Here is a 13,417-nt window from a genome sequence, read left to right as displayed (position 1 = left end):
ATTTAAGTCAAATTACACTGCACATTATATTTCTTCAAAATCATCATTTCTTTAGATGACATTACTTGTTGAATTACATCTTGCTTGGTTAAATTCCGATATTGCGCATCAAGCGAACTTCTATTCTTGTCAGCTGCTATATATAGCTGATCTACATAACGCCCCATAATTCCACAATATCGCATTTGCTGTTCAGCAGTAAAATTGGTTTGCTGCGGATTAAGTTGCGCAAAGAACTGTCGAATATCCGCCTTGTAATTACGATTAATTTTATCCACCGTAACCACATAATCTTCGACACTCGCAAAAGCCGAACCACAAGAAACAGCAAGCCAAAGTGCTGCTAAAAATTGAACTTTATTCTTCATGTGAACCATTAAAAATCAAAAAATGATTGAACGCCATCATACAGCGCCAACTATAGCAAAACTAGCACCGTTTATTTTATTTGAATAAATTCAGGTTTATATTGCTTGAATGCCTCTTCGCTTGGTGCAGGAATTTCTCCTTGTGTAACCGTTCCCAATCGCAAACGAATTACATCAGGCAAATCAATACGATAAGAAAAAATAGGGCTGCCACATTCTTGACAAAAAACACGTGCTTTATTCGGACTGTGAAAATACTCTTTAAGCACTTTCACTCCACGTACTACTTCAAATAATGACTTTTGTAATGGGCTATTCCAACCAGCGAAACTGCCTTGTGCTTTTTGGCAATGCTGACAGTAACACAAAATTGATTTCTCAATTTCCCCATGATAACGGTAACTGACCGTTCCGCATAAACATTGCCCCTCTATCATTTTATCCTCCTATTATTCTTATAATTTTTAAATGCCGTATTGATGCCCTAAATTTTAAGTTGGCGTTCTTGTTGCATTTGGTCAATACGCTGTTTTAATTGCGCAGACATTGCAACATTATCCTTCGCCAAACGCTGTGCATGCAATAATGACTTTATAGCACCTTCTTCCAAACCACTCCAATATTCAACTTCAGCACGATAACGCAAAACATTGACAGCTCTTAGCGGCGAGGCAACATCTATATTCGCTGATTGTTGCAACAAACGCCACCCCGTAATATCCCGCGGGTTTTGATTCACAAAATTTTGTACCAAATTATTCGCTTGTGCGGGTTGCTTTTGACGAATCAACACTTCCGCCAATTTATAAGCCAAAGCTCGATTCTCAGGCATAATTCTTGCCGGTGATTCAATGGCCTGATAAGCATCATCTAATTTATTTTGACCAAGATAAACATCTGTTTGAATCAAAGTGAGTAAATTATGTAACTTCTTTTGTTTTTTGAGCTGATTGAGCTGTGTTTGAGCCAATACATAGTCACCCTGCTGATTATAAAAAGCCGCTAAAGCCAATTCCCCAGCAAAGCTCCCCTGTTTTGCAAGGGTCTGTAATTGCAATTCTGTCGCTTGATTAGTAACAACCAAGGTATACCATTTTAAGATTTCAAAATTTTCATCGCGCATACCACTTTTAACTTGAGGTAACTGATTTGCACGTAAACGTGCTTCACTCATACGCTCTGTAGTTAAAGGATGGGTCAACCAAAAGTCAGGTAAAAAGCTCACTTGACTGGTTGTTCGGTGCATCACCTCAAAATAATCAGCCATGCTTTGCGGATTATAACCAGCGGCATACATATACTGCATTCCTATCCGATCAGCTTCCCGCTCCTGATTACGACTATAAGTCAACTGCTGATCCATTAAAGCAGCTTGGGAACCCATCATCACCGCAGCCCCGGCATTGCCGTCTGCCTGTGAAGCTACCAAAGCCCCAACAATAATTCCCGCCAAAGCCAAAAGGCTCTGTCCTTTAAACGCCTCTTGAGAACGACTGTAATGTCGTTGTGTTACATGTGCAATCTCATGCGCCATTACCCCTGCAATTTCATCCAAATTACGCGCAGAAGTAATCATGCCTGTATTTAAAGCAAATAAGCCCCCTGGCACTGCAAAAGCATTAATTTGAGCATCATTAACCAAGACCAAACCAATGGGCTGACCCAACTGAGTCTGACTTAGAATATTTGAAAATACAGATAAAAGTTGATCTTCTAGCCACGTATTATGGGCAATAGGTAATTGATGTTGCACTTCACGATAGACTTTCTCACCAATCATTTTTTCATTTTGGCGATCAATCAAACCTATTCCACTGCCAATTTCAGGAACATTAAACTGAGGAGATGATGAGAAGTGTGTAACATCTGCCCAAGCTATATGGGTGATTACACAAAAACTACCAATAGCAAAAAACCGTTTCAATGTTACGTCTCAGGATCTTATTCATTCTGAGCAAACTATAACATTGAAACAACTTAGGATTTGCAATGATGTGTTATCAATATTTTAAAAGTCAGGATTAACCAAATAACGTGGTTGGCGTCCATCCAAAGCATCGACTAAATTACGATAGGCAAGCTCAGCCATTTTCTTCCGTGTCTCTGCTGTTGCAGACCCCACATGAGGTAAAGTCACCACATTGTCTAACTGAAATAGTTCAGACCTTTGGAGTGGTTCTTTCTCATAAACATCTAAACCAGCAGCAAAAATTTTACGATCTTTCAATGCTTGAATTAAAGCTTGCTCATCAATCACTGAACCACGCGCGATATTCACCAATACCGCATGCGACTGCATCAGATCAAAATGTAGATGTGAGAGTAAGGCTTTAGATTCATTATTTAAATCAACCGCAACCACAACAAAGTCTGACTGTTGCAACAATTGCTCTAAAGAACAGTATTGCGCATTGAGTGGCTGTGCCATTTCTAATTTTTCGCGGCGATTATGGTACAAAATATTCATATTAAAGCCATATAAACCACGACGTGCGATTGCTGCCCCAATATTACCTAACCCTATAATCCCCAAGGTTTTTCCATGAATGTCTTGACCAAACTGCGCTTGCGATACTGTACGCTTCCATTCACCACTTTTAGTCCAATGGTCTAAATATGGTACTTTACGCGCTGCACTCATGAGCAAGGTAAATGCCAAATCCGCTGTAGTTTCTGTTAATACATGCGGTGTATGACTTAACCAAATATTTTTTTGATTCAAATAATCTACATCGTAGTTATCGTAACCCACACTAACACTAGAAATAATCTTGAGCTGCTGTGCAGTAGCCAAATTACTTTCATTAAGCAATCGACCTGCACCAATCATGCCATCTGCATCCTGAACATGCTGTTGAATTTGCTGATTCACATCACCTTGTTTAGGATCTATAACCACAACATTGTATTGTGCCTGTAAGCGAGCTAGAATTTCTGGATCAATTTGGCTAAAAACAACAACTTTTTTATTCATCAGTCATCCGTGTATTGAGTGATTTTTGCATAAACTGCCACAAACGTTTTTTCAAAATTGGCTGATCAAGCATGTCCTGCAAACTTGCCAATTGATGGAGATCTACGTGTTGTAATTGAGAAATCACCCCTAATGCTATCAGATCTTTGTCTACCCCAATCGCATCAATAAAACCACGAACATAACTTGATGCACCACGACCATCTTGCATTTCAGCCAACGGAAATGGCCATTTCAACTCATGATATTCGGTGAGTATCGCACGTTGTATATTTATCCATAACTCGGCTTGTTTCTCACTTAACACAGATGCATCTATGACAATTAAACATGATGCCATGCTGATCGCTTGTAGTTCGAATGCATCTATGTGAATCGCAGGCTGTGGATCTACTTTTAAAGGCTCAGACAATGCTGCTTGGGCATGTTGTTGACGGCTTTCTTGTTCAATTTCAAAAAACTGAGTTAATGCTGTATCTATTTCCGTAACATCTGGCTGGCTCAAAGCAGAGATATCAATCTGACTTTGAGGTAATTCTGCCATCACCTCAGCTAGAGCTTGATCACGCCATAAAGAAGATGACTGAGTTTGCTGTACGCGAGTGACATGGTTAGGAATCCATATATCAATTCCCATCGTTGCCAATATATCTCGCTGGTGCCCCATCATTTCTATGTTCAACATCTCAATCTTTAGCGCTATTCTAACGACATTCACATCATTTTGCTGTGCTTTATTAAAGCACTCACAGATACCTATAAGATATAAATTTATATCTGAATTACATAATCATTAAACTATTTTTCTTTTGCATTTGCTCAACAATTTCTGAAGTTTCAAAACCAAAACGCCAATATAATAATTCTAAAACATCCAATTCATCTTGCGTAATAATGCGGTCATTCCAAAGACATAACTCCGCAATCCCCAATATAATTAAGCGATCACGTAATAACAAACCCGATATATCATGCACAATTTCTGCAAGATCAATCGGCTCATCAGAAATTTCTTCATAAACTTCCAACTCTTCTGCCGTTAAAATTCGTTTTAATATTTTTTCACGTACATCCAACTGATTATCGCTATTGATTTGTTGCACATGCAATAACGCATCGACTAAACGAACAATTTGCGGCTTCACCTCATCTAAAGCAGTTGGAGTATGTGTAGGCAATAAGTTTAATTCGTATTTTACCCGCTCCAGTAACAACGCATCCAATAGCCCAATTTCACCATCCTCTTGAATAATTCGAGCCAGTTTAGTGACAAATTGGCGAGCAATTGTCGCTGGCATTCCACCAATATTGGCACATGCTTCATGGAAAATAGATAAATGGACGCGACCATCCAAATGGAGTAAAGCATCTATAATCGCACGACTCACTTCCGCTTCTGCTGGAATAAACTCACGGTATTGGCGGATCATGAGAATCGCAACCATGACCTCGCGCGAACCTGTTGCTGTCTGTAATGCGCGTTCAATCAATTCTGGGCGTTGCATAGAACTACGCACCTCAGGATTCAAAGGTTTTATTGCATCTTTAATGGCAAAACTAATTGGAGATAAACGCAAAAGAGGCAAAGGCTGAGGTGAACTCCAAGGTGTATGATATTCAGCATTAATTTCTTCTAATGGACGAAACAAACCAAATAGCGGCTGATTTTTCAGTCTTTTTAGATTTTCTAGCTGTAAATCCTGTACTAATCCAGGATTCATTTCATAAATCCGCTGCTCAATACTTGGGTGAATATTCATCCAACTTTGTGGACTAAGTGAATTAGCAAAACACATATGTGAAATGGATTCTGAGTATTCACTATGAATTTGTGAACCTGCGTGATGCACATAAATACGTAATAACGTCTGTATATTGGCGTTATTTTGAATCAGCCGCTTGGTTTTTAAATCATTTCTAAAGGTACGACTACCTAAAGTTAAGTACTTAATAAATCGCGTGATTAAGACTCCCAAACTTCCCACTAACCAAATAACACCACCAAGTGCCACTAAAATAGTTTCGAATTTTTGCGGCTGATTATATTCGCGTCGACTAAATCCTAATTTCGCGACCTTACTCCCCCATTGACTGAAAGTTGTTAGCCCACTGTATAAAATTTTAAGACGCGTATTGTCCGCAGTTTCACCCGATAAAATCTGATTAAATTCATGACTCAATAAGCCAAACAACTCAGATTCATCTAAATTCTGCAAAGCCCCCCAAGTTAAAATAATAGCAATATCACGTGGTAAAAAACCCGCTGTGAGTGCATTCACTCCAACTTCATCGGGCAGCACATATACAGCAGGAGTATCAATGAGAAATCGGTCGGAAAGCTGTTCCGCAATCTTTAGCGCAATAAATTCTTCAGGCGTGCTTTCAATTAGACTCAGCCTTCTTGCGCGCAATTGTTTTGCCAGCGAATGTCCACCCGAGCGGAACACATAAAATTCATACAGAATAGATGAACCAATAATCAGCAACAGTAAAATAATGACGTAGGGACTGAGTTGATGCCAAAAAATAGATTGTGATTGATCAAAATAATAAACCAAGAGCCCCAAAACCGTATTGAGAATAAACATGGTCAAAAGAACAGCCAATGCACAGATACTGGCAGTCCACATCATATTTTTATTTTTGATCAAGAAGCCACCTATTTCTTTCAATGTAAAATTCCTTTATTACATTGTAATTCAGCCACATCATAAATGAAAAAGGCGGGAAATACCCACCTTTTTTCACGCAAAACAGTTGAAAATTATTGCTCGGTTACACCTGTTAAATCAACAGAAGCGGCATCAATGTTGACATCGATATAGCCATCTTTAGTTTTTTTAGCCGTGTCGCTACGCTTCTGCTCCAACTCATCCAAGTAAGCAGCATCAATACCACCAGCCACATAAACACCATCAAATACAGAGCAATCGAAGTCTTGTAAATATGGAACTTTGCTGGTGCGAACCGCAGCTTTTAAATCTTCCAAATCTTGGAAAATTAAACGATCTGCTTCAATAATTTCGCGAATTTCTTCAACACTACGCTCTGATGCAATCAGCTCTTGTTTGGCCGGCATATCAATACCGTAGACGTTTGGATATTTCACCATTGGTGCCGCCGAAGCAAAGAATACTTTCTTTGCACCAGCATCACGCGCCATTTGAATGATTTCGTTACACGTTGTACCACGTACAATTGAATCATCCACCAACAATACGTTTTTATCTTTGAACTCGAGTTCTACAGGGTTCAATTTTTGACGTACTGATTTTTTACGTTGCTGCTGACCCGGCATAATGAAGGTACGACCGATATAACGGTTTTTCATAAAACCTTCACGGAATTTCACACCTAAAGTATTTGCCAATTCTAATGCCGAAGTACGTGACGTATCTGGAATTGGAATCACTACATCAATGTCGTGCTCCTCACCCCATTCGCTTAGAATCTTGTGTGCCAACTTCTCGCCCATTTTTAAGCGAGCTTTATACACCGAAATCCCATCAATGATTGCATCTGGACGTGCAAAGTACACATATTCAAAAATACATGGACGGTACTGTGGATTTTCAGCGCATTGCTGCGTGAACATTTCACCATTCACATTAATAAAAATTGCTTCACCAGGTGCAATATCACGCTCAACTTTAAAGCCAAGTGCTGTAATTGCTACAGATTCAGAAGCAATGATATATTCATGTTCACCGGTCTCGGTTATACGTGAACCGTAAATCAATGGTCGAATACCATTCGGATCTCGGAAGCCAACCAAACCTTGACCTGTAATCATGGCAACTACACCATAAGCACCTTTACAACGCTCATGAACACGTGAAACTACATGAAAAATATCGTCTGGAGTTGGTACTAACTTGCTACGTTTTTGCAATTCATGCGCAAAAACGTTCAGTAAAACTTCTGAATCCGAATCGGTATTCATATGACGTAAATCTGTTTTAAACAAATCGTCATGAATTTCTTCGGCATTGGTTAAGTTACCATTGTGTGCCAAAGTAATACCATAAGGAGAGTTTACATAAAATGGTTGCGCTTCTGCACTGCTTGAAGAACCCGCAGTTGGATAACGCACATGACCGATACCATAATTTCCAAGCAAAGCACGCATATGACGAGTATGAAAAACATCTCGCACCATGCCATTGTCTTTACGAAGAAATAGGCGTCCTTCATGGCAAGTTACGATCCCAGCTGCATCTTGTCCACGATGTTGTAACATCGTTAATGCATCAAACAACATTTGGTTAACGGGTGATTTACCAGCTATACCAACAACTCCACACATAGCAACCTCGCAGACAAGCTAGGATTAATAAAAAGGATTATTCGTTGAATTGCCTGAACGCGAATGATCTTTTGACGTTGGTTCAGACAAGGAGTGAGAAGATTTCTGAGCATCTTCCGACTGAATATGTTCAAGCGCTTCGTGTGCTGCATCTTTAGATAACTGAGCAGCCCATGGCGCATAAGGCAATAAAGATTGAACCATTTTAGATTGCTTCCAATGTGGAGAGCTTTCCACCCATGGACTTAAACCCTGCATTGTAATTAAAACCACCATCAGTCCTTTTAGTGTTCCAAATGCACCACCCGCAAGACGATTAAGCGGGCCCAACTTTAAGGTACTTAAAACACTATTCAACAATGCTGTTGCGAGCCAAGTCAGGACAACTATGACCAACACAATAAAGGCAAACGCTGCAATTTTTTGAACCACTGGATCTTGACTGAGAACACGCATTGAAGGAGCAATGATAGCGGCATATTTTGCACCGACAATCAGTGCAAAAATCCAACCCACCAAGTTCGCAAAGGCTTTAACAAATCCTTGTCGCAAACCGTTTAGCCCTCCAATGAGCAAAATGATCAGTATGAAGATATCAATGGTATTCATTTTGCCAGCATAGCATCAACACAATCTTTAACCAGTTTCGGTCCAGTATATATAAGGCCACTATACACTTGTACAAGTGTTGCGCCCGAATTTTGTTTAACGAGTGCTTGTTCGCCTGCCAAAATTCCACCTACACCAATCAATGGCACTTGACCATTTAGTGCCTGAGCAAATGCAGATAAACATGCCGTACTCTTTTCAAATACAGGCGCACCAGACAATCCGCCCGCCTCATCACCTTGCGGTAAGTTTTCCACACCTTCACGCGATAAGGTCGTATTCGTGACAATTAGCCCATCAATTTTATTGGTAATTAATTGTTGCGAAATAAAGCCAATATCCTCAGGTGTTAAATCAGGCGCAACTTTAAGCACCAAAGGCACATAATGTTGATGCTCATCAGCCAACTCAAGCTGACGCTTCTTTAATGTCGCCAATAACTCAGTCAGCGCATCACCACTTTGTAAACTACGTAGATTTTTAGTGTTTGGAGAAGAAATATTAACCGTAATATAAGAAGCGTAGTTATAAACTTTTTCTAAGCAAATGAGATAATCATCTACTGCATTTTCTACTGGTGTATCGGCATTTTTACCAATATTAATCCCTAAAACACCTTTAAATTTAGCCGCTTTAACGTTTTCAATTAATTTATCCACACCATCATTATTAAAACCCATACGGTTAATAATGGCTTGTGCTTGTGGCAAACGGAAAAGACGTGGCTGAGGATTACCAGCTTGCGGACGCGGTGTAATCGTTCCAATTTCAATAAAACCAAAGCCAAGAGCAGCTAAGGCATCAATATAGGCACCATTTTTATCTAAGCCAGCAGCTAAACCTACAGGGTTAGGAAATTCAATACCCATACAAGTCACAGGCTTTGCCGCAACATGTTGGCGGATCATCCCCATTGCATGGGCTGATTTCAGCAAGGATAATGTTAGCTCATGTGCACGCTCTGGTGCTAAAGAAAACAACAGAGGGCGGGCTAGAGAATACAACATATCTAGAAAAGTCTACTGCTTTTTAAGTCGGTATATTATAGGCGTAGCCCACCAAAAACGCCATGCTTGGCAACTGTTTATTTTGACCTATTATTGTAGTGTCGCTGTTAATTTAATCTGTCCAGCATTAGACTGAAGTTCCATTTTTTCAATGCTTAAGCCCATCTGGGCTAATTGAGTCAAAAAATTTGCCAGAATAGAATAATTTGCATGACTGACCACAACTTGAATTTGTTCACCCACCTGCTGTGAAGCAACACCTAATCCTTGTTGTTGTGCAGCACGCTGTACTTTTTCGGCTGCACTGAGTTGCACATCCCCTGCTGGCTTCATGGTGACCGCATTACTTTGCATCCACACCACTAAATCCTTCAACTCACTCACTCTTTGCTGTTGATGTTCAGCCGCTTTATGCATATACCATAAAGCGGAGCCTACCGCCGCAACCAATACAAAGACCACCGTAAAAATCACCATGATGCGTTCGCGAACAGACAAATGCTCCAAATACTGCGTGAATTGCTCAGTCCAACCATCTAGTGTATTTTGAAATTTTTCCATTGCTTTCATTATTGTATTTTCACCGAACCAATCACTCCCGAACCATTTGGCTGAATATTACCAAGTTCAACCTTAAAGCCTTGTTGATTCAATTGCTGCGTTAAGTTTTGTAAAACTGCCGATGAATTGGCTTTTAAGTCTAAATTAAGAATTGAGGCATCATACGAGACTCGATCAGCAATAATTTTATTCTGCATCAATACTGGACCAACTCGGCTCAACAATTGCAATCCTGCATTTTGCCCCATTTGATTCGTCCGCATCTGAAACTCAAATTGACTTTTCAAGGTCTGCTCGGTTACAGGATAGTTTTGCCCAAACCAATATTTAAATTGAGATACTGCTTGAAGTGCCGTTTCATCAGCCACCTTCTTATTTTTATACCAACGACTAGCATCATATCCAAACTGAACAATTAAAATAGTAAACAATACAGCAGCGCAAGCTTTCCAATAACCAGAGATTTTTGTTTCTGATTTTAGCTTAGGTAAAACATTAAAAGGATGTTGTTTCGGCTTGTTCAGTTCCGCAAAGTGATATTGAAATCCATGAATTTGATCTTGCGTTACGCGCGCCTGCAAGCTATTCAGTTGCCCTGCATTCAAATTAGAGACAGTATAATTTCGAGACACCTCTTGATAGTCTAAATAGAGTGGTAAATCATCAATAGAGCACCCCATCCACTCACTTTCTCGTACCAATAAACGCCCATGCAGGTCCAACACAACAGTTTCATCTGATTGTTGAGGTTGTGGCGCCGCATAAAAGTCAGGAAGAAGTGCAGTAATTTTTGTAGGCAGTAAAGAAAGCGAATGCTGCCATGTTTCTACCAAATGCTGAGAAACTCCCAACAAAGTGAGCTGATCTGGATTTTGAAAATGATGCAAGATTTTCATACTGTCGATAGGGAATACAATATATTCCTCTAACAGATATTTAATTCCCTCTTGCCCCAGTTGCTTATACTGTGCCTTATTCAACTGCTGTTGCAACATTTGCGCATGGCGGCTTGGAAAAAAAACAGTCGCTTCTTGAGCAGCAAAAGGCTGTAAGTCTTGAATCAACTGTTCCAAACTCAAAGCACTTTGCCAGAATTCCCCTTGCGACCACTGCCATGCCTCATTGGCTTCAGGCATCCATATATACAACATTTATTTTTATCTGCCGTTTCGAATAATTTAAGCTTGAGGAACAAAGCGCTTTTGAACTGTTGATAAACCTGCCGCAATTACACTTTGATCATAACAGCGTGCTTCTGCCAACGAAAAAGGATGAAAAGGCTCAGCCGTCAGCAATTCTTCTATATGTGCCACAACATTCATATGGCAAACCACCACAATTGACTCATACGGCAAATGCGACAACCACTCTACTGCCACACGTGCATCATCATCTGGTTTAATTGCATTACAAAGTAATACTGGCACACCTTTAAAATGCGTTTGAATATGCGCCAAAGTTTCTTGTGCCCTTAATAATGGACTCACAATAAAAATATCGGGTTGCACAACATCTTTTAAGTAATCTGCTGTTTCTTGTGCCTGTAGATGACCACGTGCAGTAAGTGGTCTTTTCATATCATTACCGTCAATTGCAGGTGATGCTTCACCATGACGAACCAATGTAAGTAACATAAAATTTCCTTATTATTTCAGGGCGCTCAGCAGCATAATCAAATTAAAATTCAGCAGGCGCCCAATTCTCAAGTATAAACAAGATTTATGACAATTCTAATGCTTTCAATTCATCAAACTTCATGATGAGGTAGTACGAACTCTACATCACTACGGTGACCATTTTTCATTAATGACACTGCAATAGATAAAGGTGGAGCACCTTCAAAAATAACATCATAAAGTGCACAGGTAATTGGCATATACACATCTAGCTCTTGTGCCCGCGCACGAACTTGAACAACGGTATTAATCCCTTCTGCGGTTTGTCCTAATTCTTTGGTTGCTTGCTCCAAGCTTTTTCCTTTTCCTAGAGCATAACCAATCTGATAGTTACGACTGAGAGGACTATTACAAGTCGCGAACAAGTCACCAACACCCGACAATCCCAAGAAAGTTAATGGGTTCGCACCTAACTTCACTGCAAAACGGCTCATCTCTGCCAAAGCGCGAGTTAATAACATACTCTTGGTATTTTCACCTACATTATAGGCGGCTGCCATTCCCATCGCGACGGCGTAAATATTTTTCAGCGCACCACCCAGCTCGACACCATTTACATCATCACTAGCAAATACACGAAATAAAGCACTATGCAAAGCTTGCTGTATGGCATAACGCACTAATTCAGAATCACTTGCTATGACCGTACCCGCAGGCTGCCCCGCAACAATCTCTTTTGCCAAGTTAGGACCCGAAAGGACACCAAAAGGGATTTCTGGTAATTCTTGCTGAATAATATCGCTCATAAAGCAAAAGGTTTTTGCCTCAATCCCTTTAGTTAAAGACACCACAGCTTGCGAACTAATAAATGGGCGAATCTGCTTAAGTACATCGCGGAACGAATGACTTGGAATGGCCACCAAAATAATATCGCGATCACGTACTGCTTTTTCTAAATTCGAAACTGCAACCAAATTTTGCTCTAACTGAAAATCTGGTAAATAACGTTGATTCACGTGAGTACGGTTAATTTCTTCAGCAATCGTTTCATCACGAATCCAGATCATGGTATCGCAACCATTCCGAACGGCCGTATTGGCCATTGCCGTTCCAAAACTCCCCCCGCCCAATACCGTTACACGTAAAGCCGTTTTGCGATCAATAATTACAGGTTCAACCAAATCACTAAAGTTTAATTCAGACATTTATTTTTATATCCCAAAATGGATCTAACTTATTTATTCCAAGTACTTACATAGTCAGCAGTATTTATTTCAGCTCGAGCTGGAATTGCCTTAGCCGCTGTACCTACATAAATAATCCCTGAAATCAAATCATGCTCGGTTAAGCCCAAAGCCTGTTTTAATAATTTTGACTCAACCACAGCACCGCTTCGCCACATGGTCGAAAAACCTTGTGCTTGTAAAGACAATAATAAATTTTGAATTGCAGCACCAGTACTTAAAGTCTGCTCAAAATCAGGAACTTTAATATGCGCTTGAAACTTAGTCAGTGCAAGAACCAACAATGGTGCACGAAATGGATGATTCTTAACTCGATCAAGTTGAACTTGGTCTTGCTCCCCCAAGTCTGCTAGTGCTTGAGACAACAATAAACCAAATGCTTCACGTTGCTCTGGTTCTATCACCACAAATTTTGTCGGTTTTAGGCGATGGTGATCGGGCGCAGTTAATGCGGCCTGGAATGCCAATTCGAGCTGGGCTTTATTTGGAGCGGGTTCAACAAGATGTCCAATTGACTGACGTTGATGAATATTTTGATGAATAAGGTCAGCTGTTAAATCCGTCATTGATTTAAAGATCTATACATAAATACTTCAACAAGAGTATCACAATATTTTCATATTACTCTAGCCAACTGAATAAATTGTCTTTGCAAATCATGTTTCACACAGCAATAAAATAAAACTGCATTTTTAATACAGCACTGGCAACATAATCATGAAATTATGGTTT

The 13,417-nt window shown here is 39.9% G+C and carries 14 protein-coding genes; all 14 read right to left on the bottom strand.

Going from position 1 to position 13,417, the window contains the following annotated elements; genetic code table 11:
- Window positions 1-2: 2 nt before the first annotated feature.
- The 14 genes from DCO44_RS01790 to DCO44_RS01725 all read right to left on the bottom strand — a co-directional run bounded on the left by DCO44_RS01790 (window position 3) and on the right by DCO44_RS01725 (window position 13,251).
- Window positions 3-368 carry a hypothetical protein gene (locus tag DCO44_RS01790; RefSeq protein WP_116759011.1) on the bottom strand — a complete coding sequence of 122 codons (366 nt, stop codon included), beginning with the start codon at window positions 366-368 and terminating at the stop codon, window positions 3-5.
- Between the two features lie 71 nt (window positions 369-439).
- On the bottom strand, window positions 440-805 hold the full coding sequence (locus DCO44_RS01785; RefSeq protein ID WP_116758917.1) for a GFA family protein: 366 nt from the start codon (window positions 803-805) through the stop codon (window positions 440-442).
- Between the two features lie 47 nt (window positions 806-852).
- The gene (locus DCO44_RS01780; RefSeq protein WP_228157492.1) at window positions 853-2,256 is read right to left on the bottom strand and encodes a M48 family metalloprotease; all 1,404 of its coding nucleotides are present in this window, start codon (window positions 2,254-2,256) and stop codon (window positions 853-855) included.
- A 120-nt stretch (window positions 2,257-2,376) separates the two neighbouring features.
- The gene (locus DCO44_RS01775; protein WP_116758915.1) at window positions 2,377-3,342 is read right to left on the bottom strand and encodes a 2-hydroxyacid dehydrogenase; all 966 of its coding nucleotides are present in this window, start codon (window positions 3,340-3,342) and stop codon (window positions 2,377-2,379) included.
- On the bottom strand, window positions 3,335-4,027 hold the full coding sequence (locus DCO44_RS01770; RefSeq protein WP_228157488.1) for a hypothetical protein: 693 nt from the start codon (window positions 4,025-4,027) through the stop codon (window positions 3,335-3,337). Before DCO44_RS01770 ends, DCO44_RS01775 begins: the two co-directional genes overlap by 8 nt.
- Window positions 4,028-4,124: 97 nt before the next feature.
- Window positions 4,125-5,975 carry a M48 family metallopeptidase gene (locus DCO44_RS01765; RefSeq protein ID WP_416224510.1) on the bottom strand — a complete coding sequence of 617 codons (1,851 nt, stop codon included), beginning with the start codon at window positions 5,973-5,975 and terminating at the stop codon, window positions 4,125-4,127.
- 131 nt (window positions 5,976-6,106) lie between these two features.
- Entirely contained in the window at window positions 6,107-7,648 is a 1,542-nt protein-coding gene (gene purF / locus DCO44_RS01760; protein WP_116758912.1) for an amidophosphoribosyltransferase, read from the bottom strand.
- A 24-nt stretch (window positions 7,649-7,672) separates the two neighbouring features.
- On the bottom strand, window positions 7,673-8,257 hold the full coding sequence (locus tag DCO44_RS01755) for a CvpA family protein (RefSeq protein ID WP_116758911.1): 585 nt from the start codon (window positions 8,255-8,257) through the stop codon (window positions 7,673-7,675).
- Window positions 8,254-9,264 (bottom strand): quinone-dependent dihydroorotate dehydrogenase, encoded by a 1,011-nt coding sequence (locus DCO44_RS01750; protein WP_116758910.1) that lies wholly within the window; start codon window positions 9,262-9,264, stop codon window positions 8,254-8,256. Before DCO44_RS01750 ends, DCO44_RS01755 begins: the two co-directional genes overlap by 4 nt.
- A gap of 90 nt (window positions 9,265-9,354) precedes the next feature.
- Window positions 9,355-9,834 carry a type II secretion system protein GspM gene (gspM, locus tag DCO44_RS01745; RefSeq protein ID WP_116758909.1) on the bottom strand — a complete coding sequence of 160 codons (480 nt, stop codon included), beginning with the start codon at window positions 9,832-9,834 and terminating at the stop codon, window positions 9,355-9,357.
- Window positions 9,834-10,976 carry a type II secretion system protein GspL gene (gene gspL, locus DCO44_RS01740; protein ID WP_116758908.1) on the bottom strand — a complete coding sequence of 381 codons (1,143 nt, stop codon included), beginning with the start codon at window positions 10,974-10,976 and terminating at the stop codon, window positions 9,834-9,836. The genes gspM and gspL overlap by 1 nt, the downstream gene beginning before the upstream one ends.
- 27 nt (window positions 10,977-11,003) lie before the next feature.
- Window positions 11,004-11,459: a SixA phosphatase family protein gene (locus tag DCO44_RS01735; protein WP_116758907.1), complete on the bottom strand. Its 456-nt coding sequence runs from the start codon at window positions 11,457-11,459 to the stop codon at window positions 11,004-11,006.
- Between the two features lie 113 nt (window positions 11,460-11,572).
- Window positions 11,573-12,646 carry an NAD(P)H-dependent glycerol-3-phosphate dehydrogenase gene (locus DCO44_RS01730; RefSeq protein WP_116758906.1) on the bottom strand — a complete coding sequence of 358 codons (1,074 nt, stop codon included), beginning with the start codon at window positions 12,644-12,646 and terminating at the stop codon, window positions 11,573-11,575.
- Window positions 12,647-12,675: 29 nt separating this feature from the next.
- Entirely contained in the window at window positions 12,676-13,251 is a 576-nt protein-coding gene (locus DCO44_RS01725) for a nitroreductase (protein ID WP_116758905.1), read from the bottom strand.
- Between the last annotated feature and the right edge of the window lie 166 nt (window positions 13,252-13,417).

The organism is Acinetobacter sp. AM (assembly GCF_003105055.1).
GTDB lineage: Bacteria > Pseudomonadota > Gammaproteobacteria > Pseudomonadales > Moraxellaceae > Acinetobacter > Acinetobacter tibetensis.
This window is presented reverse-complemented; position numbering and strand designations above follow the sequence as displayed.

Excerpts from the sequence above, each read along its gene's own strand:
- DCO44_RS01790 (WP_116759011.1), bottom strand. The coding sequence starts at position 368 with ATGAAGAATAAAGTTCAATTTTTAGCAGCACTTTGGCTTGCTGTTTCT.
- DCO44_RS01785 (WP_116758917.1), bottom strand. The coding sequence starts at position 805 with ATGATAGAGGGGCAATGTTTATGCGGAACGGTCAGTTACCGTTATCAT.
- DCO44_RS01775 (WP_116758915.1), bottom strand. The coding sequence starts at position 3,342 with ATGAATAAAAAAGTTGTTGTTTTTAGCCAAATTGATCCAGAAATTCTA.
- DCO44_RS01770 (WP_228157488.1), bottom strand. The coding sequence starts at position 4,027 with ATGTTGAACATAGAAATGATGGGGCACCAGCGAGATATATTGGCAACG.
- DCO44_RS01765 (WP_416224510.1), bottom strand. The coding sequence starts at position 5,975 with ATGATGTGGACTGCCAGTATCTGTGCATTGGCTGTTCTTTTGACCATG.
- purF (WP_116758912.1), bottom strand. The coding sequence starts at position 7,648 with ATGTGTGGAGTTGTTGGTATAGCTGGTAAATCACCCGTTAACCAAATG.
- DCO44_RS01755 (WP_116758911.1), bottom strand. The coding sequence starts at position 8,257 with ATGAATACCATTGATATCTTCATACTGATCATTTTGCTCATTGGAGGG.
- DCO44_RS01750 (WP_116758910.1), bottom strand. The coding sequence starts at position 9,264 with ATGTTGTATTCTCTAGCCCGCCCTCTGTTGTTTTCTTTAGCACCAGAG.
- gspM (WP_116758909.1), bottom strand. The coding sequence starts at position 9,834 with ATGAAAGCAATGGAAAAATTTCAAAATACACTAGATGGTTGGACTGAG.
- gspL (WP_116758908.1), bottom strand. The coding sequence starts at position 10,976 with ATGTTGTATATATGGATGCCTGAAGCCAATGAGGCATGGCAGTGGTCG.
- DCO44_RS01735 (WP_116758907.1), bottom strand. The coding sequence starts at position 11,459 with ATGTTACTTACATTGGTTCGTCATGGTGAAGCATCACCTGCAATTGAC.
- DCO44_RS01730 (WP_116758906.1), bottom strand. The coding sequence starts at position 12,646 with ATGTCTGAATTAAACTTTAGTGATTTGGTTGAACCTGTAATTATTGAT.
- DCO44_RS01725 (WP_116758905.1), bottom strand. The coding sequence starts at position 13,251 with ATGACGGATTTAACAGCTGACCTTATTCATCAAAATATTCATCAACGT.